19 protein-coding genes are annotated in these 24842 nt (G+C 66.8%); 8 read left to right on the top strand and 11 right to left on the bottom strand.

Annotation, left to right across the window (positions count from 1 at the left end):
- Positions 1-25: 25 nt before the first annotated feature.
- The 5 genes from ACCD06_RS05540 (at position 26) to ACCD06_RS05520 (ending at position 4990) form a co-directional block, all read left to right on the top strand.
- A complete protein-coding gene (locus ACCD06_RS05540) occupies positions 26-1015 on the top strand; it encodes a tripartite tricarboxylate transporter substrate binding protein (RefSeq protein WP_109150023.1) in 990 nt (329 codons plus the stop codon).
- Positions 1016-1082: 67 nt separating this feature from the next.
- Entirely contained in the window at positions 1083-1619 is a 537-nt protein-coding gene (locus ACCD06_RS05535; RefSeq protein WP_413339358.1) for a tripartite tricarboxylate transporter TctB family protein, read from the top strand.
- A gap of 51 nt (positions 1620-1670) precedes the next feature.
- Positions 1671-3200 (top strand): tripartite tricarboxylate transporter permease, encoded by a 1530-nt coding sequence (locus ACCD06_RS05530; RefSeq protein WP_413339356.1) that lies wholly within the window; start codon positions 1671-1673, stop codon positions 3198-3200.
- Between the two features lie 27 nt (positions 3201-3227).
- Positions 3228-4004, top strand: a complete 777-nt coding sequence (locus tag ACCD06_RS05525) for an SDR family NAD(P)-dependent oxidoreductase (RefSeq protein WP_413339354.1) — start codon at positions 3228-3230, stop codon at positions 4002-4004.
- 80 nt (positions 4005-4084) lie between these two features.
- Positions 4085-4990, top strand: coding sequence for an MBL fold metallo-hydrolase (locus ACCD06_RS05520; RefSeq protein WP_413339352.1), 906 nt, complete (start codon positions 4085-4087; stop codon positions 4988-4990).
- Positions 4991-5030: 40 nt separating this feature from the next.
- Here the strand turns inward: ACCD06_RS05520 and ACCD06_RS05515 are convergent, their stop codons facing one another.
- The 4 genes from ACCD06_RS05515 to rraA all read right to left on the bottom strand — a co-directional run bounded on the left by ACCD06_RS05515 (position 5031) and on the right by rraA (position 9048).
- Complete coding sequence (locus ACCD06_RS05515) at positions 5031-5318, bottom strand: HigA family addiction module antitoxin (protein WP_109074683.1); 288 nt, start codon at positions 5316-5318, stop codon at positions 5031-5033.
- A gap of 16 nt (positions 5319-5334) precedes the next feature.
- Positions 5335-5613 (bottom strand): type II toxin-antitoxin system RelE/ParE family toxin, encoded by a 279-nt coding sequence (locus tag ACCD06_RS05510; protein WP_136703203.1) that lies wholly within the window; start codon positions 5611-5613, stop codon positions 5335-5337.
- Between the two features lie 125 nt (positions 5614-5738).
- Positions 5739-8330 carry a bifunctional aconitate hydratase 2/2-methylisocitrate dehydratase gene (gene acnB / locus ACCD06_RS05505; RefSeq protein WP_136703202.1) on the bottom strand — a complete coding sequence of 864 codons (2592 nt, stop codon included), beginning with the start codon at positions 8328-8330 and terminating at the stop codon, positions 5739-5741.
- A 202-nt stretch (positions 8331-8532) separates the two neighbouring features.
- Positions 8533-9048 (bottom strand): ribonuclease E activity regulator RraA, encoded by a 516-nt coding sequence (rraA, locus tag ACCD06_RS05500; RefSeq protein ID WP_413339350.1) that lies wholly within the window; start codon positions 9046-9048, stop codon positions 8533-8535.
- 206 nt (positions 9049-9254) lie between these two features.
- Here rraA and ACCD06_RS05495 point away from each other — a divergent pair, with 206 nt between their 5' ends.
- The gene (locus tag ACCD06_RS05495; RefSeq protein WP_109074679.1) at positions 9255-9632 is read left to right on the top strand and encodes a hypothetical protein; all 378 of its coding nucleotides are present in this window, start codon (positions 9255-9257) and stop codon (positions 9630-9632) included.
- Between the two features lie 271 nt (positions 9633-9903).
- Here the strand turns inward: ACCD06_RS05495 and ACCD06_RS05490 are convergent, their stop codons facing one another.
- Positions 9904-10788, bottom strand: a complete 885-nt coding sequence (locus tag ACCD06_RS05490; protein ID WP_413339347.1) for a MurR/RpiR family transcriptional regulator — start codon at positions 10786-10788, stop codon at positions 9904-9906.
- Between the two features lie 412 nt (positions 10789-11200).
- Here ACCD06_RS05490 and pflB point away from each other — a divergent pair, with 412 nt between their 5' ends.
- Both pflB and pflA read left to right on the top strand, forming a co-directional pair.
- Positions 11201-13471 carry a formate C-acetyltransferase gene (pflB, locus tag ACCD06_RS05485; protein ID WP_413339424.1) on the top strand — a complete coding sequence of 757 codons (2271 nt, stop codon included), beginning with the start codon at positions 11201-11203 and terminating at the stop codon, positions 13469-13471.
- Positions 13472-13707: 236 nt separating this feature from the next.
- Positions 13708-14475, top strand: coding sequence for a pyruvate formate-lyase-activating protein (pflA, locus tag ACCD06_RS05480; protein ID WP_413339345.1), 768 nt, complete (start codon positions 13708-13710; stop codon positions 14473-14475).
- Positions 14476-14497: 22 nt separating this feature from the next.
- Here pflA and ACCD06_RS05475 read toward each other — a convergent pair whose 3' ends face one another.
- From ACCD06_RS05475 to nifJ, 6 genes are all read right to left on the bottom strand, one after another.
- Positions 14498-15940, bottom strand: a complete 1443-nt coding sequence (locus ACCD06_RS05475; RefSeq protein ID WP_413339343.1) for an FAD-binding oxidoreductase — start codon at positions 15938-15940, stop codon at positions 14498-14500.
- A gap of 256 nt (positions 15941-16196) precedes the next feature.
- Positions 16197-17240, bottom strand: a complete 1044-nt coding sequence (locus ACCD06_RS05470) for a serine hydrolase domain-containing protein (RefSeq protein ID WP_413339341.1) — start codon at positions 17238-17240, stop codon at positions 16197-16199.
- 177 nt (positions 17241-17417) lie between these two features.
- On the bottom strand, positions 17418-18482 hold the full coding sequence (locus ACCD06_RS05465) for a LacI family DNA-binding transcriptional regulator (protein ID WP_109074674.1): 1065 nt from the start codon (positions 18480-18482) through the stop codon (positions 17418-17420).
- A gap of 51 nt (positions 18483-18533) precedes the next feature.
- Complete coding sequence (locus ACCD06_RS05460) at positions 18534-18830, bottom strand: hypothetical protein (RefSeq protein WP_109074673.1); 297 nt, start codon at positions 18828-18830, stop codon at positions 18534-18536.
- A gap of 64 nt (positions 18831-18894) precedes the next feature.
- Positions 18895-20400: a tagaturonate reductase gene (locus ACCD06_RS05455; RefSeq protein WP_413339339.1), complete on the bottom strand. Its 1506-nt coding sequence runs from the start codon at positions 20398-20400 to the stop codon at positions 18895-18897.
- A 331-nt stretch (positions 20401-20731) separates the two neighbouring features.
- Complete coding sequence (nifJ, locus tag ACCD06_RS05450; RefSeq protein WP_413339422.1) at positions 20732-24265, bottom strand: pyruvate:ferredoxin (flavodoxin) oxidoreductase; 3534 nt, start codon at positions 24263-24265, stop codon at positions 20732-20734.
- Positions 24266-24842 lie beyond the last annotated feature (577 nt).

Here is a 24842-nt window from a genome sequence, read left to right as displayed (position 1 = left end):
GCCGGCGCACCTTAGAGGGAATCCCATGAAGGTTACCAATCGCCTTTCCCGCCGTGCACTGACGGTCGGCCTGTCCGCGGGCGTGCTGATCGCCGGAGCCGCGACCCTGCCCGGTGCGGCCTTTGCCGCCGACTATCCGACCAAGCCGATCGAGTTGATCGTCCCCTACGCCGCCGGCGGCGGCACCGACCTCGTCGCCCGCGCCTTCGCCGACGCGGCGAAGAAGCACCTGCCGCAGTCGATGGGCGTGGTCAACAAGACCGGCGGCGGCGGCGCCGTCGGCCTGACCGAGATCATGGCCGCCCGTCCCGACGGCTACAAGATCGGCATGGGCACGGTGGAGATCACCCTGCTGCCGCATATGGGTGTCGCCCGCTTCACCGTGGACGACTTCACGCCCATCGCCCGCCTGAATGCGGAGCCGAGCGCCATCACGGTCAAGGCCGACGCGCCCTGGAAGACGATCGAGGAGTTCCTGGACTACGCCAAGGCCAATCCCGGCAAGGTGCGCATCGGCAACTCCGGCACCGGCGCCATCTGGCACCTTGCTGCCGAAGCGATGCAGGAAAAGACCGGCACGACCTTCAACCATGTCCCCTTCGACGGCGCCAACCCGGCCGTCACCTCGCTGCTGGGCGGCCATATCGAGGCGGTTTCGGTCAGCCCGGCTGAGGTGTCGAGCCAGCTCGCCGCCGGCCAGCTCCGCATGTTGGCCGTCATGGCTGACCAGCGCCAGAAAGCCTTCCCCGACGTGCCCACGCTGAAGGAGAAGGGCATCGACCTGTCCGTCGCCACCTGGCGCGGCATCGTCGTGCCGAAGAAGACCCCGGCCGCGGTGGTCGAAACCCTGCGCACCGCCAGCAAGGCCGCGGCGGAGGACCAGGGCTTCCGTGACCAGCTGGCCAAGATGAACCTGACCTGGGCCTATGCCGACGGTCCGGAGTTCGGTCAGGTCATGCAGAAGGACAACGCCTTCTTCAAGGGCCTGATGACCAAGCTGGGCATGGCGAAGTAACGCCTGACCGACGCAGCCCCCGGCGGTTCGCCGCCGGGATTTCTTCATCGGTTGAGGAGACCGGACCATGAGCAACCCGCCCGCCGGGAGCGACCGCCCCGGCTCCAGCGACGATTCCGGCATCGCCATGCCGCTGACGACCAAGATCGCCAACCTGGTGATCTCCGTCGTTCTGATCGCGGTCGCCGCATCGGCCATCGCCGCGACATCCGATTTTCCGAAGAGCATGCTCGCCGCCGATGTCGGCGCCGCGCGCTTCCCCATCATCCATGCCGGCGCGCTGATCCTGCTGTGCCTGATCCTGATCGCCAACACCCTGCGTACACCCACCGCCCCCGCCGCCAATGGGCAGGCGCCGGTCGGCATTGCCGGCTATGCCGGCGTCGCGCTGGGGATGCTGGCGACCGGCGCCTGCATCGCCGCCATGGAGCAGGTCGGCTATGGCCCGGCCACCGCCGTCTACATGGCGGTCATCATGGCGTTGATGGGACAACGCAGCCCGGTGTGGAATCCGGTGCTGGCGGTCGGCGTGACCGCGCTGATCTACGGCGTTTTCCATTACCTGCTGCAGGTGCCGCTGCCGGTTGGGAGCCTGTTCGAATGACCAGCCGCCCCCTTCCCGTTACCACCCCTTGCCCGGTGGGAGACAGCCGCCATGCATGAACTCAATCTTCTGATGGGCGGCTTCGCCACGCTGGCGTCGAACCCGCTGGCGCTGCTTCTGGCACTGGTCGGCGTAGCGCTGGGCATCGTCATCGGCGCCCTTCCCGGCCTGACCGCGACCATGGGCGTCGCCATCCTGCTGCCCTTCACCTTCGGCATGGACCCGGTGTCCGGCCTGCTGATGATTTCCGGCGTCTTCTTCGGCGGCGTCTATGGCGGGTCGGTGACGGCGATCCTGCTACGCATCCCCGGCACCCCGGCCGCCGCCGCCACGGCGATGGATGGCTTCGAGCTGACAAGAAAGGGCATGGCCGGCGTGGCGCTCGGCACGGCGACGCTGTCCTCCTTCCTGGGTGGCACCGCCAGCATCATCGTGCTGATCTTCATGGCCCCGATCCTGGCCGGCTTCGCCCTTGAGTTCAGCGCGCCGGAGAGCTTCGCGCTGGCCGTCTTCGGGTTGAGCATCATCGCCAGCATCTCCGGCCGCTCGGTCGTCAAGGGCCTGATCGCCGGCTTCCTCGGGCTGCTGATCGCCACGGTCGGCATGGACCCGATGGACGGCTTTCCCCGCTACACCGGCGGCTATACAGAGCTGTTCAACGTCCCCTTCATCCCGGTGATGATCGGCCTGTTCGCCGCGGCCGAAGCCTTCAAGACGCTGGAGGACCCGAAGATCCGTTTGGGCATGGCGGCGGCGCTGGGCCGCATCCTGCCGGATTGGCCGACCTATCGCCGCATGCTGGGCACGGTGGCGCGCTCCTCCGGCCTCGGCATCGTGATCGGCATCATTCCGGGTGCCGGCGCCGACATTGCCGCCTATGTCGCCTACAACGAGGCCAAGCGGTTCAGCCGGACGCCGGAGAATTACGGCAAGGGTGAACTGGCCGGCGTCGCCGCGTGCGAAGCCGGCGCCAACGGCTGCACCGGCGGCGCGCTGCTGACCATGCTGACGCTGGGCATTCCGGGTGACGCGGTGACGGCGGTGATGCTGGGCGCGCTGACGCTGCAGGGGCTGCAGCCGGGGCCGCTGCTGCTGAAGGAGCATGCGGATCTGGTCTTCACCCTGTTCGCCGGCATGCTGTTCTGCTACGTCGCCATGCTGGTGATCGGGCTGGGCTCCCTGCGCTTCATGGGCCGGGTCCTGCAAATGCCGAAGTCGGTGCTGACGCCGGTGATCCTGGTCCTGTGCATCGTCGGCACCTACGCCATCAACAACAGCCTGTTCGACATCTGGATCATGCTGGCGGCAGGTGTCGCCGGATACTTCATGCAGAAGTGGGACTTCCCGGCCTCCCCGGTGGTGCTGGCGCTGATCATGGGGCCGATGGCGGAGGCCAATTTCCGCCGGGCGCTGTCGCTGTCGGGCGGAAGCTACGACTTCCTCTACACCCGGCCGATCACTGTGGTCCTGCTGACCGTCGCCATCCTGACCCTGCTGCTGCCGCTGGTGAAGCGCTGGCGCGCCCACCGGACGGAGAGCCGGCGGGCCGGCACCGCTGGTCCCCTGAACCAAACCAGATGATTCAAGCCTGACGAAGGAAACCTGTCCATGTTCGACGATCTGAAGGGCCGCCGCGTCCTCATCACCGGCTCGACCCAGGGGATCGGGCTGGCCGCGGCTCAGGCTTTCGCCCGCTGCGGCGCCAAGGTCGGCATCAACGGCCGCAAGGCGCCGGCCAATCTCGACTCCACCCTGGCCGCGATGGAGCAGGCGGGCGGCGAAGCTGCCTTCTTCGCCGGCGACCTGAGCGACAGCGCTGCCTGCAAGGCGGTGGTGGACGCCTTCGTCGAACGGTTCGGCGGCATCGACGTGCTGATCAACAATGCCGGCGGGCTGGTCAGCCGCAAGCCGCTGGAGGAGATCGACGACGAGTTCTTCGACGCGGTGACCGACCTGAACGCCCGCTCCGCCCTGATGACCACCAAGCATGCCCTGCCCCATCTGCGGCAGTCGGCCAAGGACAGCGGGCAGACCGCGTCGGTGATCCTGGTCGGATCGGTCGCCGGCTATACCGGCGGCGGGCCGGGCGCCGGGCTGTATGGGGCGGCCAAGGCGTGGCTGCACAACATCCAGAAGAACTGGGTCGCCTTCCACACCAAGGAGGGCATCCGCTTCAACACCGTGTCGCCGGGCACCTTCGACACCGCTTTCCACGCCGACAAGGACGAGGCGGCCAAGGCCCGCGTGTCGATCGGCATTCCGATGGGCCGCTTCGGCAAGCCGGAGGAATGCGCACCGACCTTCCTGTTCTTCGCCTCCCACGCCTGCTCCGGCTACATCACCGGGCAGATTCTGGACGTGAACGGCGGCCAGTTCATGCCGTAAAGGGCTAGACCGGCAGGGGACTGCAGGACAAGCGCCGCTCCACGCTGTTGTCGGAAGACACGGGCAGGAGATGGACGACCATGGCCACGCAAATCCCCTTGTCGGAGGACAGCAGCGCGATCGATCCGGCACTCGACGCGCTGCGCAACGATCATACGCACGAGATCGCGCCTGACCTCGCCTATCGGCGGCTCGGCATCGTCAATGTGGTGTTCTGGGGTCCGCCGCGAGCCGGCGACCGCGAATGGGTGCTGATCGACACCGGACTGATCGGTACCAAGGGCTTCATCCGCAGCGCGGCGGCGGAGCGGTTCGGCCGCTATTCCCGGCCAGCCGCCATCGTCATGACCCACGGCCATTTCGACCATGTCGGGGCGCTGGAGGATCTGGCGGAGGAGTGGGATACCCCGGTCTACGCCCACCCGCTGGAGCATCCCTATCTGAACGGGCAGGCCGCCTACCCGCCGGGAGATCCGTCGGTCGGTGGCGGCGCGATGGCGGCATTGGCGCGCTTCTATCCGCGCAAGCCGGTGGACGTCAGTTCCCGCTTGCGAGCCCTGCCCGAGGATGGATCGGTTCCGGTGATGCCCGGCTGGCGCTGGGTTCACACACCGGGGCACAGCGTCGGCCATGTCTCCTTCTGGCGGGAGCAAGACCGCTCGATGATCGTCGGCGACGCCTTCGTCACCACGGGGCAGGAGTCGGCCTATGCAGTGGCGGTTCAGCGGGCGGAAATGCACGGACCGCCCATGTACTTCACCGTCGAATGGGACAAGGCCAAGGGTTCAGTCGCCCGGCTGGCGGCCCTGGAACCGGAACTGGTCATCACCGGCCATGGCGAACCAATGCACGGAGCCGAGATGCGAACCGCCCTGCACCGGCTGGCCGACGAGTTCGACAGCATCGCCACCCCGCGCCGCGGGATCTATCTGGAAAAACCGGCACGGGCGGAGGACGGGACCGCTTATCGCGGGCCAGAGGAATAGTGAAACACAGTCATAAGGGCGATGTCGACGTTGGTGAGCGTCACGCTGCGCGGGGATGGACGTCGCGTTCGATCTCCGCGCCATGCTCGCTGGCGGCAACCGACAGGTCATAGTCGGACTGCAGGTTCAGCCAGAATTGTGGCGTGGTGCCGAAGTAACGGGCAAGGCGTAAGGCGGTGTCGGCACTGATGCCCCGACGTTCGTTGACGATCTCGCCAATCCGGGTGGCGGGAACACGCAGAGCAATGGACAGCGCATTGGCCGTCAGCCCCAGCGGCTCCATGAATTCCTCCCGCAGGACTTCGCCGGGATGTGTTTTGACGCGCATCGTCTGATCCCCCCTCCTAATGGTAATCAACGATCTCCACCTCGTAGACGCCGTCCTCGCGCCAGACGAAGCAGACACGCCATTGGTCGTTGATGCGGATGCTATGCTGCCCAGCTCGATCTCCTCTGAGCGCTTCCAGTCGGTTCCCCGGTGGCGAACGCAAATCCTCCAACACTGCCGCAGCGTTCAGCATGTCCAGTTTCCGAACAGCGACTTTGGAGATGGCACCGAACTGACGGACGGCTTCGCCGTCATACAGCGCCTTGGTTCGCCGATCACGGAAACTGCGTATCATTCAAACACCATATAACGGAAAACGTTAAACGTCAAGCATTTCCTCGGAAGAGGGAATGGCAACAAAAAAACCCCCGCCGGATCGCTCCGACGGGGGTTTTCGTTAGCGACCGCTGTGTCCTGCTATCAGGCCGGAACGGCGACCTTGTCCGCGACTTCCTGGAAAGCCGGGATCTGGTCGAAGTTCATGTAGCGGTAGATGTCGGCGGCGGCCTGGTTCACCACGCCGACCTGGGCCAGATACTCCTCGGTGGTCGGGATCTTGCCCAGCAGCGCCGCGACGGCGGCCAGTTCGGCCGACGACAGGTAGACGCGGGTGTCAATACCCAGACGGTTTGGGAAGTTGCGGGTCGAGGTCGAGATGGCGGTCGAACCCTTGCGGACCTGCGCCTGGTTGCCCATGCACAGCGAGCAGCCCGGCATCTCCATGCGGGCGCCGGCCTTGCCGAGGGTGGCGTAGTAGCCTTCTTCGGTCAGCATCATCGCGTCCATCTTCGTCGGCGGGGCGATCCACAGGCGGGTCGGGATGTCCGACTTGCCGTTCAGGATCTTACCGGCGGCGCGGAAGTGGCCGATGTTGGTCATGCAGGAGCCGATGAACACCTCGTCGATCTTGTCGCCGGCGACCTCGGACAGCGTCTTCACGTCGTCCGGATCGTTCGGGCAGGCCAGGATCGGCTCCTTGATGTCGGCCAGATCGATCTCGATCACCGCGGCATACTCGGCGTCGGCATCGGGCTTCAGCAGCTGCGGATCGGCGATCCAAGCCTCCATCGCCTTGATGCGGCGCTCCAGGGTGCGCGCATCGGCGTACCCGTTGGCGATCATCCACTTCATCAGCGTGATGTTGGAGGTCATGTACTCGATGATCGGCTCTTTGCTGAGCTGCACGGTGCAGCCCGCCGCCGACCGCTCAGCGGAGGCATCGGACAGCTCGAATGCCTGCTCGACCTTCAACTCCGGCAGACCCTCGATCTCCAGGATGCGGCCGGAGAAGATGTTCTTCTTGCCCTTCTTCTCGACCGTCAGCAGACCGGCCTTGATCGCGTAGAGCGGGATGGCGTTGACGAGGTCACGCAGGGTGACGCCCGGCTGCATCGTGCCCTTGAAGCGGACCAGGACCGATTCTGGCATGTCCAGCGGCATGACGCCGGTGGCGGCGGCGAAGGCGACCAGACCGGAGCCGGCCGGGAAGCTGATGCCGATCGGGAAGCGGGTGTGGCTGTCGCCGCCGGTGCCGACGGTGTCCGGCAGCAGCAGGCGGTTCAGCCAGGAGTGGATGACGCCGTCGCCCGGACGCAGCGCGACGCCGCCGCGGGTGGAGATGAAGTCCGGCAGCTCATGGTGCATCTTCACGTCCACCAGCTTCGGATAAGCGGCGGTGTGGCAGAAGGACTGCATCACGAGGTCGGCCGAGAAGCCCAGGCAGGCCAGGTCCTTCAACTCGTCGCGGGTCATCGGGCCGGTGGTGTCCTGCGACCCGACCGTGGTCATCTTCGGTTCGCAATAGGTGCCCGGACGGACGCCCTTGCCTTCGGCCAAGCCACAGGCGCGGCCGACCATCTTCTGGGCCAGCGTGAAGCCCTTTCCGGTGTCGGCCGGGGCGGCGGACTGGCGGAACAGGGTCGAGGGAGCCAGACCCAGCGCCTCGCGGGCGCGGGCGGTCAGGCCGCGGCCGATGATCAGCGGGATGCGGCCGCCGGCACGCACCTCGTCGAAGATCACCTCGGACTTCACGGTGAACTCGGCGATGACCTCGCCGTTCTTCAGGGCCTTGCCTTCATAGGGGCGCAGCTCGATGACGTCGCCCATCTCCATCTTGTTGACGTCCAACTCGATGGGCAGCGCGCCGGCGTCTTCCATCGTGTTGTAGAAGATCGGGGCGATCTTGGTGCCGAGGCAAACGCCGCCGAAACGCTTGTTCGGGACGAACGGGATGTCCTCGCCGGTGAACCACAGCACCGAGTTGGTGGCGGACTTGCGCGAGGAGCCGGTGCCGACCACGTCGCCGACATAGGCGATCAGGTTGCCCTTCTGCTTCAGCGCTTCCAGCTGCTTGGTCGGGCCGCGCTGGCCCGGCTCGTCGGCCTCGATGCCCGGACGCGGGTTCTTCAGCATCGCCAGCGCGTGCAGCGGGATGTCCGGACGGCTCCAGGCATCCGGGGCCGGCGACAGGTCGTCGGTGTTGGTCTCGCCCGACACCTTGAAGACGGTCAGCGTCATCGACGCCGGGACTTCCGGACGCGAGGTGAACCACTCGGCATCGGCCCAGGACTGCAGCACCGCCTTGGCGTTGGCGTTGCCCTTGTCGGCCAGTTCCTTGACGTCATGGAAGAAGTCGAAGACCAGCAGGGTCTTCTTCAGGCCTTCCGCGGCGGCGGCGCCGCATTCGGCGTCCGACAGCAGGTCGATCAGCGGCTGGACGTTGAAGCCGCCGAGCATGGTGCCCAGCAGTTCGGTGGCCTTGACCTTGGAGATCAGCGGCGAGCTGTCGTTGCCCTTGGCGACGGCGGCCAGGAAGCCGGCCTTGACGCGGGCGGCGTCATCGACGCCGGCCGGAACGCGGTGGGTGATGAGGTCGAGGAGGAAGGCCTCCTCGCCCGCCGGCGGGGCCTTCAGCAGGTCGATCAGCTCCGACGTCTGCTTCGCGGTCAGGGGCAGGGCCGGGATTCCGAGGGCGGCGCGTTCGGCCGCGTGCTGGCGATAGGCTTCGAGCACGGCAGGGTTCCTCATAAATGAAAGGCCGGCCCTTGGATGGGAACCGTGAGACGGCCCGCTTGAACTCAGGTCGGGTTTATATGCCCGCTTAAATGAAAGTGCAAGGGGGCGCCCCGCTTATGTGAAGCGGGCAGGATGAAGCAGCCATTCCTTTTGCACTGGTATTACCGGCGCTTGGTATGACCACTTCGCCAGCCCCGCTTTACTTCAGCGCGGCGGCCTGCTGCGGCGTCAGCAGGACGATGCCGTCCTCGTCGGCGAACAGGATATCGCCGGGCCGGATCGCCGCGCCCGGCAGTTCGACCGGCACATCGACCAGCCCCTGGTCGCGGCGGGTGGAGGCGCGCGGGATCGACGCCAGCGCCTTGATGCCGAGCGGCAGGGTCGCCAGTTCGGCCACGTCGCGGACGCAGCCCCAGATCACCACCCCGGCCCAGCCGTTCTTGACGGCGGACGCGGCGATCATGTCGCCCATCAGGGCGCAGCGCAGGCTGCCGGCGCCGTCGACCACCAGGACGCGGCCGGCGCCGGGGGTGGCCAGCAGTTCCTTGACGCGGGAATTGTCCTCCAGGCACTTCACGGTGACGACCTCGCCGGTGAAGCGGGTGACGGCGCCGAAGTCGCGGAAGCCCGGCAGGACGTAGCGGGCATCGTCCTTGAAACGGTCGAACAGGTCGCAGGTCGGGGTGAAGGCGGTGGTGATCTGATCTGTGCTCATGGCGATCGGGGCTCCGCAGCGTGAACGGTGCAGGGACTTTCTCCCGTCACCTCTTGCGCCAAAGGCGGGCGGGAGGCAAGGGCGGCGCGGCGCGACGACGGCAGGTCGGCGAACATGACGCAGGAGGCCTGCCGAACGTGCAGTCGACGCCGCAGCGACCCGCGCCCATATTTCCGGAAAGACGAGAAGAACCCGTGGTGTCCTCCATGACCATGCCGAAGATTGCCGCCGCCGGCGCGGCCGGTGCGCTGACCCTTCTGGTCTCGGCCTGCGCCTCCGTCATCTCGCCCCCGCCGGTGGCGCAGCCCGACCCGGCGGTGCTGAGCGCGCTGGAGCGCTACTCCGCGGGAGAGTGCAACCCGCAGACTGCGGCGGTGCTGACGGGGATGCATGTTCCGGCCGGGGACATCCGCGGCCTGAGCTACGGCCTCTACCGCGACGAGTTCCGCGACGCGATCGTCCGCTGGGACGCCTGGGTCTATCTGAAGGACCAGCCCGGCTCCCTGGTTGTCACGCTGGACGAGGATTGCCGGCCGATCCAGGTCTATGCCCGCGGCGGGGCGACGCTGCCGGGAAGCCGGTGAACCCGCCGCCCGATTGGGTGGAGGGCCGGGCGGATGGAACAGCGTGGAACAGGATCCCGGCTGTCGTTCCATGTCGCAGCGCCCCGTCCTTCCGAAAGGAAGGGCGTCGGGTAGATGGAACATGGTGAAACATGATGCCTGATGCTGTTCCATCTGACCGGCCTCCGCATGCGGATGAGAAGGCCGGATTTTATAGGATTTCGTTCCTTTTTGGCGCATTTGTTGAAAGGGACGCGGCCTGCGGCCCCTCCATGCGAACCTCTGACCTGTCTTAACTATCGCCGGCCCGCGCCGACACGGTCTCCGATACATGGGCGTCAACGGCGCGGTCGTGGCGCTTCAGCCGCTCCTGCAACGTGTCGCCCATGCGCAACGCCACGGCGATCGACAGGATGTCGCCCAGCACCAGATGGGCGATGCGGACGGTCATCGGCGAATGGATGTCGAAATCGTCGGCGATGTCGGCGACGAGGCTGACCGTCGCCATCTCCGCCAGCGGCGAGCCGGAGCGGGTCAGCGCCACCACGTCGGCGCCGGCCTTGCGGGCGTTCCGCACGGCATCGAGGATGTCACGGGTGCGGCCGGTGCTGGACACCGCGACCACCGCGTCGCCCTTCGCCAGCGTCAGGGCGGAGGCGAAATAAACGTGGGAGTCGGTGTAGGCGACCGTCGGCATGCCCAGCCGGAAGAACTTGCGCTGGATATCCTCCGCCACCGTGCCGGAATTGCCGGAACCGTAGAATTCGATCCGTCTGGCGGGGGCCAGAACATCGGCGGCGCGGTCCACCGCGTCGGCCGGCAGATTGTTGCGCACCTGCATCAGCGTGGCGATGGTGCGGTCGAACAGCTTGCCGGCCAGCACCGCTCCCGGCACCCCGCCCTCGGCATTCAACTCCCCGCCCGCCGACAGGTCCTGGTGCAGGAAGGGCATGCCGCCGGCGATGTCCTGCGCCAGCTTGATCTTGAATTCGCGAAAGCCGCGGCAGCCGAGAGCCGCGCAGAAACGCGCCACCGTCGGCTCGCTCACCCCGACCCGGTCGGCGAGTTCGGCCATCGACAGGTTGATGACGTCGCCCGGATGGGCCATCGCATAGTCGGCCAGCTTGCGTTCCGATGGCCGGATCTGGTCGCGGACGGCGGCGATTCTCGCCAGCATTCTGGGGGCTCTCCCTTCTGATTGTGGGTCAGCCTAGCACATGTAGCAAAGCTACATATACAGCGCTGCGAACGACCGATTCCATCACCCGGCCGAAGCGTCCTTTCCAAGCCTTTCCAAGCTGCCAGACTTGGCCCTGCGACAAAATGTCGAGCCGGTTCGCCTTGTCCGAAAGCCCGTCCGGGGGTATGTAGTAAAACTACAGAGCGGGCGCAAATCACGGCATCCAACCATGGCATCTGCCGTCCACCGCCCGCTCTGAAAATATGACGTGTATCAACGAATCCGGCGCCCATCGCGCCTATGCTTCCAATCGTCCCGCGCGGTTCGCGGGCACCACGAGACTGCCGACACGGCCTATGATCCGCGCCGACGTCTGAATCTCTGAGGAGTCATCATGGACACCCTGCTGATGGACGGACTTGCCCAGACAACGGAGCAGCAGTCCGCCGCCGACCCCTGGCGCGGTTTCGCCCCGGGCGTCTGGCGCCGCTCGGTCGACGTCCGCGATTTCATCCAGCGCAACCTGTGCCCTTATGAAGGCGACGCGGGCTTCGTCGCCGGTCCCACCGCCCGCACCACCGCGCTGTTCGCCAAGGTCACCGACCTGCTGAAGCAGGAACGCGCCGCCAAGGGCGGCGTACTGGACGCCGACACCGAAGTCTTCGCCTCCATCACCTCGCACGCCGCCGGCTACATCGACCCGGAACTGGAGGTCATCGTCGGCCTGCAGACCGAAAAGCCGCTGAAGCGCGCGATCATGCCATTCGGCGGCTGGCGCATGGTCAAGACGGGCCTGGAAGCCTACGGCTTCACCCCGTCGCCGAAGCTGGAAGAGATCTTCCCGGCCCTGCGCAAGACGCACAATGACGGCGTGTTCGACGTGTACACGCCCGAGATGCTGCGCTGCCGCAAGTCCGGCGTCATCACTGGCCTGCCCGACGCCTATGGCCGCGGCCGCATCATCGGCGACTATCGCCGGCTCGCTCTCTACGGCGCCGATTTCCTCATCAAGGACAAGAAGGCCCAGCTCGCCTCGCTGGAGGTCAGCCGCATCGACGAGGACGTGCTGCGCCTGCGCGAGGAAATCTCCGAGCAGATCCGCGCGCTGAAGGAGCTGGTCGAAATGGCCGCCTCCTACGGCTTCGACGTCAAGCGTCCGGCCGCGACGGCGCGGGAAGCGGTGCAGTGGACCTATCTGGCCTATCTGGCCGCGGTGAAGGAAGCCAACGGCGCGGCGATGTCGCTGGGCCGGGTGTCCAGCTTCCTCGACATCTACATCGAGCGCGACCTGCGCGACGGCGTCATCACCGAGGCGGAAGCCCAGGAGATGATCGACCATTTCGTGATGAAGCTGCGCATGGTCCGCTTCCTGCGCACGCCGGAATACGACCAGCTGTTCTCGGGCGACCCGACCTGGGTCACGGAATGCCTGGGCGGCATGGGGCTGGACGGCCGGACGCTGGTCACCAAGACCAACTTCCGCATGCTGCAGACCCTGCACAATCTGGGTCCGGCGCCGGAACCGAACCTGACGGTCCTGTGGTCGGAACAACTGCCGGACGGCTTCAAGCGCTTCTGCGCCGACACCTCGATCAAGACCTGCTCGGTCCAGTACGAGAACGACGACCTGATGCGCGGCTATTGGGGCGACGATTACGGCATCGCCTGCTGCGTGTCGGCGATGCGCATCGGCAAGCAGATGCAGTTCTTCGGCGCCCGCGCCAATCTGGCCAAGACGCTGCTGTACGCAATCAACGGCGGCAAGGACGAGGTTTCGGGCGAGCAGATCGGCCCGGCCTTCGCGCCCATCACCGGCGACGTGCTGGACTATGACGAGGTCATGGCCCGCTTCGAGCCGATGATGGAGTGGCTGGCCAAGGTCTACATGAACGCGCTGAACGCCATCCACTACATGCATGACAAGTACATGTACGAGCGGATGGAGATGGCCCTGCATGACCGCGACATCCTGCGCACCATGGCCTGCGGCATCGCCGGCCTGAGCGTGGTGGCGGACAGCCTGTCGGCGATCAAGTTTGCCAAGGTGAAGGTCATCCGCGACGCCAGCGGCCTCGCCACCGACTTCGAGATCGAGGGCGACTATCCGGCCTTCGGCAACAACGACGCCCGGGTCGACGACATCGCGGTGTGGGCGGTCGAGCGCTTCATGACGGCGCTGCGCAAGCAGAAGGCCTACCGGAACGCCATGCCGACGCAGTCGGTGCTGACGATCACCTCCAACGTGGTCTACGGCAAGAAGACCGGCAACACGCCGGACGGCCGCAAGGCCGGCCAACCCTTCGCGCCGGGTGCCAACCCGATGCACGGGCGGGACAGGAAGGGCGCCATCGCGTCGATGGCCAGCGTGGCGAAGCTGCCCTATTCGCACGCGCAGGACGGCATCAGCTACACCTTCACCATCGTCCCGGGTGCGTTGGGCCGCACCGAGGACGAGCGGGTGAGCAATCTGGTCGGCATGCTGGACGGCTATGCCCACCAGGGTGGCCACCACATCAACGTCAACGTCTTCGACCGTGAAACGCTGCTGCATGCCATGGACCATCCGGAGCTGTATCCGCAGCTGACCATCCGGGTGTCCGGTTACGCGGTGAACTTCATCAAGCTGACGCGCGAGCAGCAGCTCGACGTGATCAGCCGGACGTTCCACGACAAGCATTGAGGAGCGACCAACTCACCCTTGTAAAATCCCCTCTCCCCCCTGGGGAGAGGGTTAGGGTGAGGGGGCAGCACAGGCTCCAGCCTGTGCCAGGGGATTGCCAAGGGGCAGTATGCCCCTCGGCGGCGCGCTAAGCGCGCCGGCCCCCTCACCCTCCCCACGCCTTCGGCGTGGGTCCCCTCCCTCTCCCCCGGGGAGAGAGGGCGAGGCGGTCCGATTTTTTTAAAGAGCAAGCTCCCATGACACAGCCTCCCACCCTCCCCCAAGCCCGCCCCGGCTCCGTTTCCGGCTGGGTTCATTCGGTCGAGACCGGCGGCACGGTGGATGGGCCGGGGATCCGCTATGTGCTGTTCATGTCCGGCTGTCCGCTGCGCTGCCTGTACTGCCACAACCCCGACACCCAGCACATGCATGACGGGACGCGGACGACCTCGACCGAAGTCCTCGACGACATCGCTCTCTATGCCGAATTCCTGAAGCGAGCCCATGGCGGCCTGACGCTGAGCGGCGGCGAGCCGCTGGTGCAGCCGGAGTTCGCCGCCGCCATCCTGCGCGGGGCGAAGGCGCTGGGCATGCACACCGCGCTCGACACCTCCGGCTTCCTCGGCAACCATGCCGACGATCATCTGCTGGAGGACGTCGACCTCGTCCTTCTCGACATCAAGGCGTTTTCCGAAAAGACCTATCGCCACCTGACCGGCGTTCCGCTGCGCCCGACGCTGGAGTTCGCCGAACGGCTGGCCGGGATGAACAAGCGCATCTGGCTGCGCTATGTGCTGGTCCCCAACCTGACCGACGACGCGGCCGAGATCGACGGACTGGCGGAGTTCGTCGCCGGGCTGGGCGTGGTCGACCGGGTCGACGTGCTGCCCTTCCACAAGATGGGCGAGCATAAATGGAAGGCATTGGGGCGCAAATACATGCTGACCGACACCGAACCGCCCTCGCACGAGCTGGTGGAGCGGGTGCGGGGGCAGTTCCAGGCGCGGGGGCTGCGGGCGGACTGAACCCGCAGCCGTCCTGCCGTGATTACGCCGGGCGGATCGCCTGGGCGAAGGTGAAGAGCATGGCCGGATCGACCGCCTTCTTCACCTGGGCCAGCTTGGTGAGGTTCTCGCCGTAGTAGGCCCGCTGCCAATCGGCCAGAGACGGATCGGGGAAGTTCTGGAAGGCGCCCTGCGCCTTGGTGCGGCGGTTGACGTCGTCGTAGAAGCGCTGCTGCCACTCCAGCGCCTGCTCGATCAGCAGGGCCGAATCCGTCGGCCGCCACCAGTTGGCCTCGACCGAGAACAGCCAGTCATAGCCGCGGTGGACATAAGCGGTGTCGGTCGGGCCGACGCGGTTGATGGCGCCGCCGACCTGGAAGAATTTGAAGGCCACCGGCATCGAGGTGGCGGGCATCTTCGCCGCCCAGTCGAACATCGCGGCAATCGCCTCGTCGCCGATGTCCGCCGCCTTCATGTAGCTGGATTTTTCCTGGTAGTAGTACGGGAAGGTCGTCTCCACCAGGAAGTCCTGTGCCGTCCAGTAGGGCACATCCTCCTTCACCACCGACTTCGACTTGTCGATCATCTCCCAGGTGGATTTGAAGATGTCCTTCAGCGTCAGGTTCGATTTGTGCAGCTGGCCGAGGACGGAGATGCTGACCGGCACCTTGTCGCAGCGTTCCTGGCGGCTGGGAATGGTGACGCTGATCTTGCTGCCGAAATCGTCGGGCGCGCTGGCCAGTTCGGTGAGCAGGAGCTTCAGGACCTTCGGCAGGTTCTGGGTCCAGACCAGATTGAAGACGGTGACCGCCTCCGCCGGGCGGGTTTCCAGGGTGAAGGAGGTGTTGATGCCGAAATTGCCGCCGGCACCACCACGGCAGGCCCAATAGAGGGCGGACTCGGTGGCGGAATCGGCCTTCACATGGCTGCCGTCCGCCGTCACCAGTTCGGTCGCCCGCAGCAGGTCGGACGCCATGCCGAACTTGCGCATGTTGAAGCCGATGCCGCCGCCCAGCAGGAAGCCGGCGGCGCCGACCGAATCGCAGCGCCCGTGGGTGATGGTGCGGCCCAGCCGCTCCATCTGTTTGTAGACGGCGGAGTTGAGCGTGCCGCCCTGGACCGTGACCAGCCCGTCCTTGCCCGGCAGCAGTTCGGCCCCCGTCATCAGCGACATGTCGATCAGCAGGCCGGGCGTGGTGGAGAAGCCGGCGTAGCTGTGGCCGCCGGAGCGGACGGCGAAGGGCATGGCCTGCTCCTTCACCCACTTGATGCAGGCCTGGACGTCCAGCGGGTTCGCGCAACGCGCGATGCCGGCCGGCAGGGTGGCGCCATAGCGCAGGTTGTTCGGGCGGCAGATATCGGCGAAGAAGGGATCCTCCGGCCGCAGCACCGCCCCTCCCTTCACCGCTTTCGCCAGATCCGTCCAGGCCGAAGGCGGCGGACAGTAGGCCCCGCCCCCCTCCGCCGCGAAGGCGGAACCGGGCATAAGCCGAACCGCGGCCGCCGCGCCTGCGAAACGGCCGGCCCCGACAAGGAAGTTGCGGCGGGAAGAATGCAGTCCGAGCACCATGAGCCTGCCAACCCTTCTTTATGAGTTGTGTTTATAGAAACTTATTATCCTAACGATAATAAATTCCGTCAACAGAGCACGCACAGCGTCGATTATCGAGACATCATGTCGCTGTTGCGTGTGCCGGTGCGCGGCTGGCCGGTCACCGCCTGTTTGCACACTGCCTTTCTGCTCAGGGGCTGAATACCTCCTCCGCCACCGCATCCAGCAGGGCGCCGTCGCTCTGCTGGTTGCCGTTCGTCAGGAAGATCAGCGCGGTGCGGCGGCCAGGGTAATAGCGGACATCGGCCTCGAACCCGTCGTAACGCCCGTCATGGCCGACGCCGCGTCCCCAGCGGTCCTTCCACAGCGCGACGCCAAGCCCCTGCCCTTCCTCGTTCTCCGACGGGGTCAGCATGCGCCGGACAGTCGCCGCCCCCAGCAGCCGGTTGTCGCGGAACAGGGCGAAGACGAAGCGTTCCAGATCGCCGACGGTGGTGACCAGCGGCCCGTCGCCGGTGGTCGCCACCCAGGACCGGCGGCTGACGTCGCCTTCCTCGGTATAGCCGTGGGCAAGGCTGCGGTCGCGCGGATCGGCGCCCACACTGGTCGAAGCCATCCCGGCCTGTTCCAGCACCCGGTTCCGCAAAACCTGCGCGAAGGGAACGCCGTCGCGCAGCGATGCGATGTGGCCGAGCAGGACATAGTTGCTGTTGGAATACTCGTAATGCCCGCCGACCGGCCCGGTCGCCTTCTCCCCCGCCGCATAGGCGAGCAGAGCGCCGTTGCGCGGCAGCTTTTCCGGCTTGGCCGCCTCATCCTCCTGATAGGCGTCGGTGATGTAGTCGGGAATGCCCGAGCTGTGGTCGAGCAGATGGACCAGACGCGCCCGGTTGGCGTTGGCCAGCTTGTCCAGCGGCAGGTCGGGGGCCAATCCCCGCACCGGCTGGTCGAGCGAGAGCAGGCCCTCCTCCACCTGTTGCAGCACGGCAGCGGCGGTCGCCATCTTGCCGACGGAGGCGACGTAGAAGCGGGTGTCCTCCGTCACCGGCCGCTCTCCCTTGCGGTCGGCGATGCCGGACACCACCACCCGCCGCCCGTCTGGACCCGACACCAGCAGGATGCCGCCATCCAGTTCCTCGTCGGCGAGGAAGCGGTCGAGCAGCCGTTGCAGGCGATCGGGCTTGGCGGCGCCAGCTTCGGACAGCGGAACCGCAAGGGCCAGCAGTAGCGCCAAGCCCGGCATCAGCCGGGGCAAACGCCTGATGAAGTTCCGGAATCCTCCGGGTCCGTCCAATCCTTGCGCCTGCATGATCCCTGTCCCATCCAGTGAACGGCTCGGCAGAGATACGCCGAAAGCCATAACCGAATTTGAGGGTATGCCTTGCAATCGGGAAACGGCAAGACGCGGAAGCTACCGCTTCGCGACCGGCCGGGTGCTGCCGCGGATCACCAGTTCGCAGTCCAGGTTGTGGTGCTTCGCCGTGACGCGGGTGCCGTTCAAGGCCGCCAGGATCTGGGTGGCGCTGAGACGGCCGATCTCGCGCTGGGGCGGACGGACGGTGGTCAGCGGCGGCGGGCAGGAGTTGCTGAAGGGCAGATCGCCGAAGCCCACCACCGCCAGATCGTCGGGCACGCGCAGGTCGCGGCGGGTGACCTCGAACAGCACGCCCAGCGCCAGAGCGTCGTTGGAGCAGACCACGCCGTCGATGTCGGGATGGCGGGTCAGGATCTCGTCGATCAGCCAGCGGCCGACCTCCGTCGTCGCCGCATCGGGAACGGTGAAGTCGATGGGATCGTGCAGGCCGCGGCGCATCACCTCCGCCTCGTAACCGTCGGTGCGGCTGCGCACGCGCAGGTCCTGGCTGGCGGCGGCGCCGATATAGGCGACCTTGCGGCTGCCCTGGTCGTAGAGGTGGCTGGTCTGCATGCGGCCGACCTCGAAATGCGAGAAGCCGACGCTGATGTTGACAGCCTCGCCGGGGTGCCCCGGCATGTCCCACATCTCCACCACCGGCACGCCGCAGGAGGCCAGCATGGCGCGGGTCCGCTCGGTGTGGTGGAAGCCGGTCACCACCATCGCCGCCGGCGACCAGGCGAGGAAGGCGCGGATCAGGCTTTCCTCCTCCTCCGGGCTGAATTCGCTGACGCCCAGCAGGGTCTGGTAATGCGCCGCCTGGAACATGCCCTGGAGCGTGTTGTAGGTCTCGGCGAAGAAGGAGTTCAGGATCGACGGCAGGATGACGCCGACGGTGCGGCTGCGCGCCGCGGCGAGGCTGCCGGCGACCAGATTGGGCACATAGCCCATCTCGTCGATCACCCGCGCGATGCGTTCGGCGAGGTGGCGCGACACCGATTCCGGCCGGCGGAGATAGAGCGAGACGGTGCTGGGCGACACGTCGGCGGCGGCGGCCACGTCGGTCATCGTCACCCGCTGGGTGCCGCGGCGCGTCCGCTTCCTGGTTTCGGTCGTCTGCATCGTCGGTCTTCCTCACGCATCAGGTGGCCTTGCCCATCAGGGGGCGGCCGGTCAGTGCCGCGTCGGCGGATCGGCGAGCGCAAGGACGGCAAGGGCCTCGATCGCGTCGTGAACGAGCTGATAGGCGGCCTCGATCCGGCAGAGCGCACGGTCGCATTCGTCGTCATCGTCGCGCGTCTCCTGCCGGACGGCCCGGAACAGGGTCAGCGCTTCGCGACCGATGATCCTATGGCAAGCCTGCAGTCCGCAATCCTCTTGCAGCGCGAGCGGGATATGCAGCAGGCGATGGCGCAGCACCGCCGCATCGAGTTCCAGTTCGGCGATCCGCCGGGTCAGAAGGGGTGTCATTGATGTCATGCCCAGCGGGGCGCATCCCATCGGACACGCCCCGCTTCATAAAATGGCGGCCGGATCAGCCGGCAACCAACTCGGCCATGGCGGCCTTCATGCCCTTCGCCTCGATGGCGGCGAGGCTGTCGGCCACCCGCGCGGCAAGGCCGGGGATGGCGGTCAGGTCCTCCTTCCACAGGCGGGCGTCGGACAGGATGGCGGCGACCAGCGCCTTGGCATCACCGGCGTTGGCGGCCCAGGCGGCGCTCATGGCGGCGATCACCTCGGCATTGTCGCTGATCAGGTAGGACCCGGCCTCGCGCCTGCCGGTGTAGGCGCCGTCGGCCAGCGTGCCGCGATAGAAGCGCAGCAGGGCCGCCAGCGAGAAGGACAGGCCGGCCGGGGCCGAGCCGTTGCGGGTGACCGCGTCCTTCAGGCTGGGCAGGACGCGCACCTGCCACTTCGACACCGAGTTCAGCGTGATCGAGATCAGCTCGTGCCGGATATAGGGGTTGCCGAACCGCTCCATGATGGTGCGGGCGTAGTCCTGGCGCTCCGCCTCCGGCAGGGGCACGTAGGGGACGATCTCCTCGAACATCACCTTGTTCAGGTAAGCGGAGACGGTCGCGTCGTCCATCATCGACTTGACGGTGTCGAGACCGGCGCAATAGGCGGCCAGCGCGCTGGCGGTGTGGGCGCCGTTCAGGATGCGGACCTTGCGGGTGCGGTAGGGCTGCAGGTCGTCGGTCCACACCACGTTGAGGCCGGCCTTGTGCAGCGGCAGCTCCTCGGCCAGATGGGCCGGACCCTCGATCACCCAGACATGGAACGGCTCGGCGGCGACGGCCAGCTTGTCTTCATAGCCCCACTTGGCGCCGAGGGCGGCGGCCTCGTCCTTGGGGTAGCCGGGGACGATGCGGTCGACCAGCGTGTTCAGGAAGTGGTTGTGAGTCTCGATCCAGTCGGCAAAGCCGGCCTCCAGGCCCCAGCGCTTGGCGTGGGCCAGGACGATGCGCTTCAGGTTGGCGCCGTTGGCCTCGATCAGCTCGCAGGGCAGGAAGACCAGACCGCTGTCGGCGGTGCCGCCCAACGCCTTGTAGCGGGCGTACAGCAGGACCGCGACCTTGGCCGGGAAGCTGTCCGGGCAGGTGCCGGGGGCATAGGCCTCCTCGCGGTCGGCGATGCCGGCCTCGGTGGTGTTGGAGACGAAGAAGCGCAGCGCCGGGGACGTGGCCAGTTCGACCATGCGCGCCCAGTCGGCGTAGGGGTTCAGCGCTTCCGACACGCAGGAGACGACGCGGCGGGATTCGACCTCGCGCCCATTCTCGATGCCGCGCAGCAGGACGGTGTAGAGATTGTCCTGCGCCTTCAGCAGCGGGGCGATGCCCTGGTCGAGCGGCTGGGCGATGGCGACGCCAGCTTTGGTCAGTCCCTGGCCGTTGGCGACATCGACCATCCAATCGACGAAGCCGCGCAGGAAATTGCCGTCGCCGACCTGGAGGATGGTCACGGGCAGGGTCGGAGCGCCACCGGTGTGAGCGACGTCGAACGCGCCGCCGGCAAGCTGGTCACGGGTCAGGGAACGCATGACTGGGCATCCTTACAGGAGCTGAAGATCGGGGCCCGGTGCGTTGACGGCAGGCACGGGCGATGGGTTAAATATACTAATATATTAATGGGTGGGGCAAGGGGAAAAGGGTGCGGCATTGTGGTTGGGAAGTGGGATTCGTGCGGGGTTAGACCCCCACCTAACCTCCCCCGCTGGGCGGGGGAGGGACTGCCGCTTCTTTTTCGAACAAGCGCTTAATCCCCTCCCCCGCCCAGCTCCCGCACAAAGCTCCGCTTTGTGCTGACGCGACAGGCGGACCGGTGGTCCGCTGAGAGCGGGGGAGGGTTAGGGTGGGGGTCTAACGCCTCCCCTACTCCTTGAACCCCGCCATATGCTCGAACAGGTGGCGCTTGCGGCGGATCTCCGCTTCGGCTTCGTCCAGCAGCGCGTGATAGCGCTCAGGGTTGGCACGCTCGACCGCGCTGAAGCGGGACTCGCCGGCCATGAAGGCGGCGAGGCCGGCGGAGGGGGCGCCGCTATCCAGTTGCAGGGCGGTCTTGCCGTCGGCCAGCCGGCGCGGGTCACGGCGGTAGAGCGGCCAGTGACCGCTTTCCACCGCCAGCTTCTGGTGCTCCAGCCCGTGCGACAGCTCGTAGCCATGGGCGACGCAATGGCTGTAGGCGAGGACCAGAGACGGGCCGTGGTAGGATTCGGCCTCCATAAAGGCATTCAGCGTGTGGCTGTCGCGGGCGCCGAAGGCAGTGCGGGCGACATAGACATGGTCGTAGGCCATCGCCATCAGCCCCAGATCCTTCTTGGCCGCCGACCGGCCTGCGGTGGCGAACTTGGCCGAGGCGCCGATCGGGGTGGCCTTCGACTGCTGGCCGCCGGTGTTGGAATAGACCTCCGTATCCATCACCAGGATGTTCACGTCGCGGCCCGAGGCCAGCGCGTGGTCGAGACCGCCATAGCCGATGTCGTAGGCCCAGCCGTCGCCGCCGACGATCCACACGCATTTGCGGACCAGATAGTCGGCCAGCTGCTCCAGCCGACGGGCCAGCGGGTCCTTCAGCGGCGCGAGCTGCGCCATCAGGGTGGCGACGCGGGTGCGCTGGGCGGCGATGCCGGCGGAGTCGGACTGGTCGGCCTCCAGCAGCGCGGTCACCAGACCGGGTTCCAGTTGGGCCGACAGCAGGGCCAGCGTGTCGCGCGCCTGTTCGGCCATGCCGTCGATGGCGACGCGCAGGCCGAGGCCGAACTCCGCATTGTCTTCGAACAGAGAATTGGCCCAGGCCGGGCCGTGGCCGCTGGCGTCGGTGGTGTAGGGCGTGGTCGGCAGATTGCCGCCATAGATCGAGGAACAGCCGGTGGCGTTCGCCATCACCATGCGGTCGCCAAACAGCTGGGTCAGCATCTTGATGTAAGGCGTCTCGCCACAGCCGGCGCAGGCGCCCGAGAACTCGAACAGCGGCTCCAGCAGCTGGCTGTGCTTGACGGTGACGGGCACCGACTCGCGCGGGATGGCGGGCAGGCTGCGGAAGAAGTCGAAGGCCTCCTGCTGGCCGGCCAGCGCCTGGACCGGCCGCATCTCCAGCGCCTTGCGGCCGCCCTTTTCGTTTCCTGGGCCATCTTTCTCTTCCGCCGGACAGACGGCGACGCACAGCGTGCAGCCGGTGCAGTCGGCGGGCGATGTCTGCAGGCGATAACGCCCGCCGGGGAATTCGCGGCCCTTGTAGGGGATGGTCTCGAAGCCGGCGGGCGCGTCGGCCAGCGCCGATTCCGGCACCACGGTGGCGCGGATGGCGGCATGCGGGCAGACCAGCACGCACTTGTTGCATTCGATGCAGAGGTCGGCGTTCCAGCCCGGCGCCTCCGCCGCGATGTTGCGGTGCTCATATTTGGAGGTGCCGGTCGGCCATGTGCCGTCCACCGGGAAGGCCGACACCGGCAGCCGGTCGCCATGGCCGGCGATCATCATGGCGGTGACGCGCTTGACGAAATCGGGAGCCGTTTCGGGTACGGGAGCCGGGCGGTCGTGGTCGGCGGTGATATGGTCGGGCACCGGAACGGCGCACAAATGGGTCAGCGCCTGATCGACGGCGGCGACGTTGCGTTTCATCACCTCCTCGCCGCGGCGGGCGTAGGTCTTGGCGATGGCCGCCTTGATCTCGGCGATGGCGTCCTCGACCGGCATCACGCCGGACAGCTTGAAGAAGCAGGTCTGCATGATGGTGTTGACGCGGCGGCCGAGCCCGACCTCCCGTGCCACCGCACCGGCGTCGATGGCGTGCAGCGACAGCTTGCGGTCTATGCAGAGGCGCTGCACCTCGGCCGGCAGGGCGTCCCAGACCTGCTCAGGCGTGCCGGGGGCGTTCAGCAGGATGGTGGCGCCGGGGGCGGCCATCTCCACCACCTCCACCCGTTCCATCAGCGGCAGATGGTGGCAGGCGACGAACTGGGCTTGGCCGATCAGGTAGGGGGCGCGGATCGGGTCCTTGGAGAAGCGCAGATGCGAGACGGTGGTCGAGCCGGACTTGCGGCTGTCATAGACGAAATAGGCCTGGGCGTGGCCGCCGGTTCGGGACTGGATGATCTTGAGCGAGTTCTTGTTGGCACCCACGGTGCCGTCGGCGCCGAGGCCGAAGAAGACGGCGCGCGACACGCCCGGCTCCTCCACGCCCCAAGCCGGGTCCCAAGGGATCGAGTGATGGGTGACGTCGTCGGTGATGCCGATGGTGAAGCGGCGCTTCGGTCGGTCGCGGCCCAACTCGTCGAACACCGCCTTCGCCATGGCGGGGGTGAATTCCTTGGAGGACAGGCCGTAGCGGCCGGCAATGACCATGGGATCGGCTGCGGAGGCATCGGCCGCGCGGGCCTCGGCCAGGGCGGCGACCACGTCGAGATAAAGCGGGTCGGCGACCGCTCCCGGCTCCTTGGTGCGGTCGAGCACGGCGATGCGGCGCACCGTCGGCGGCAGGGCGGAGACGAAGTCGGCAATCGAGAGGGGGCGGAACAGGCGGACGGTCAGGCAGCCGACCCGCTCGCCCTCCCCCACCAGCCGATCGACCGCACCGTTGCAGGTCTCGGCCCCCGACCCCATGACGATCACCACCCGCTCCGCCTGCGGATGGCCGTGATAGTCGAATAAGCGGTAGGCGCGGCCGGTGCGGGCGGCGAGCCGGTCCATCATCTCCTGCACGATGGCCGGACAGGCCTCGTACCAGGGGTTGGCGGCCTCGCGGGCCTGGAAGAAGACGTCGGGATTCTGCGCGGTGCCGCGGACAACGGGATGGTCGGGCGTCAGGCCGCGGCGGCGGTGGGCGTCGACGCAAACATCGTCGATCAGGGCGCGCAGATCCCCGTCGGCAAGAGGCTCGACGCAGTTGAACTCATGCGAGGTGCGGAAGCCGTCGAAGAAATGCAGGAAGGGCACGCGCGCCCGCAGGGTGGCGGCATGGGCGACCAGCGCCAGATCCTGCGCCTCCTGCACATTGGCCGAGGCCAGCATGGCAAAGCCGGTCTGCCGGCAGGCCATCACGTCGGAATGGTCGCCGAAGATCGACAGCGCGTGAGTCGCCAGGGTGCGCGCCGCCACATGCATGCAGAAGGGCGTCAGCTCTCCGGCGATCTTGTACATGTTGGGGATCATCAGCAGCAGGCCCTGCGACGCGGTGAAGGTCGTGGCCAGCGCGCCCGCCTGCAACGCGCCGTGGACCGCACCGGCGGCACCGCCTTCCGACTGCATCTCCACCACCTGGGGCACGCCACCCCACAGGTTGGGACGACGCGCCGCCGACCATTCGTCGGCGAACTCTCCCATCGGCGAGCTGGGCGTGATCGGATAGATCGCGATGACGTCGCTGGCGCGGTAAGCCACCGAGGCCGCCGCCTCGTTGCCGTCCATGATGCGGATGGCGGCTGCCGGCCGGGAGGAGGCCGTGGAGGGTGGGCTCTGGGTCATGCCGGAAATGTCCTCTCTGCTGGCGACGGTCGTCTCCATGGCCGCGTCTTCGACAATGGGAAGGCGTTTTCAAAAACCGGCGGGAAACGGCTGTCGGCCAGGGGGAATGGTCCATCCGGAGCGGGCCGGACACATTGACACTCGTCAGTTCCGCGCAGAATTTCCGGGTGGCGCCGTTCTGCGCTGCACCAGCGTCTGATATATTACTTTTGCAAGGAAGGCTCCAATTTGTCGCAGCGCAGCATTGGGTGAATGCCGAGCTTTGCTGCGGGATTGCCGACAAACGATGGGGTGAAAGCGACCGCCGGGAGGGGCGAAAGGCGGGCGCAGACTATTGATACAAGTCATTTATCACGACCGGGCGCTGTGGCTTCCTACATGCGGATGCGCCGGGGCGATCGGCTCTCGGCCAAAAATCCGAACAGAAGAACAGGCGTTTCAACCCGAAATTACATTGCATTGCAGCAAATGGCGTCCGTCGGTAAGGACGTGATTATGCTGCGACTGCGAAGAAGTCAGC

Source organism: Azospirillum sp. CT11-132, assembly GCF_047302835.1.
In the GTDB taxonomy this organism is placed as follows: Bacteria; Pseudomonadota; Alphaproteobacteria; order Azospirillales; family Azospirillaceae; genus Azospirillum.
The sequence above is the reverse complement of the archived record's forward strand: the minus strand, read 5'-3'. Positions and strand labels throughout refer to the sequence as shown.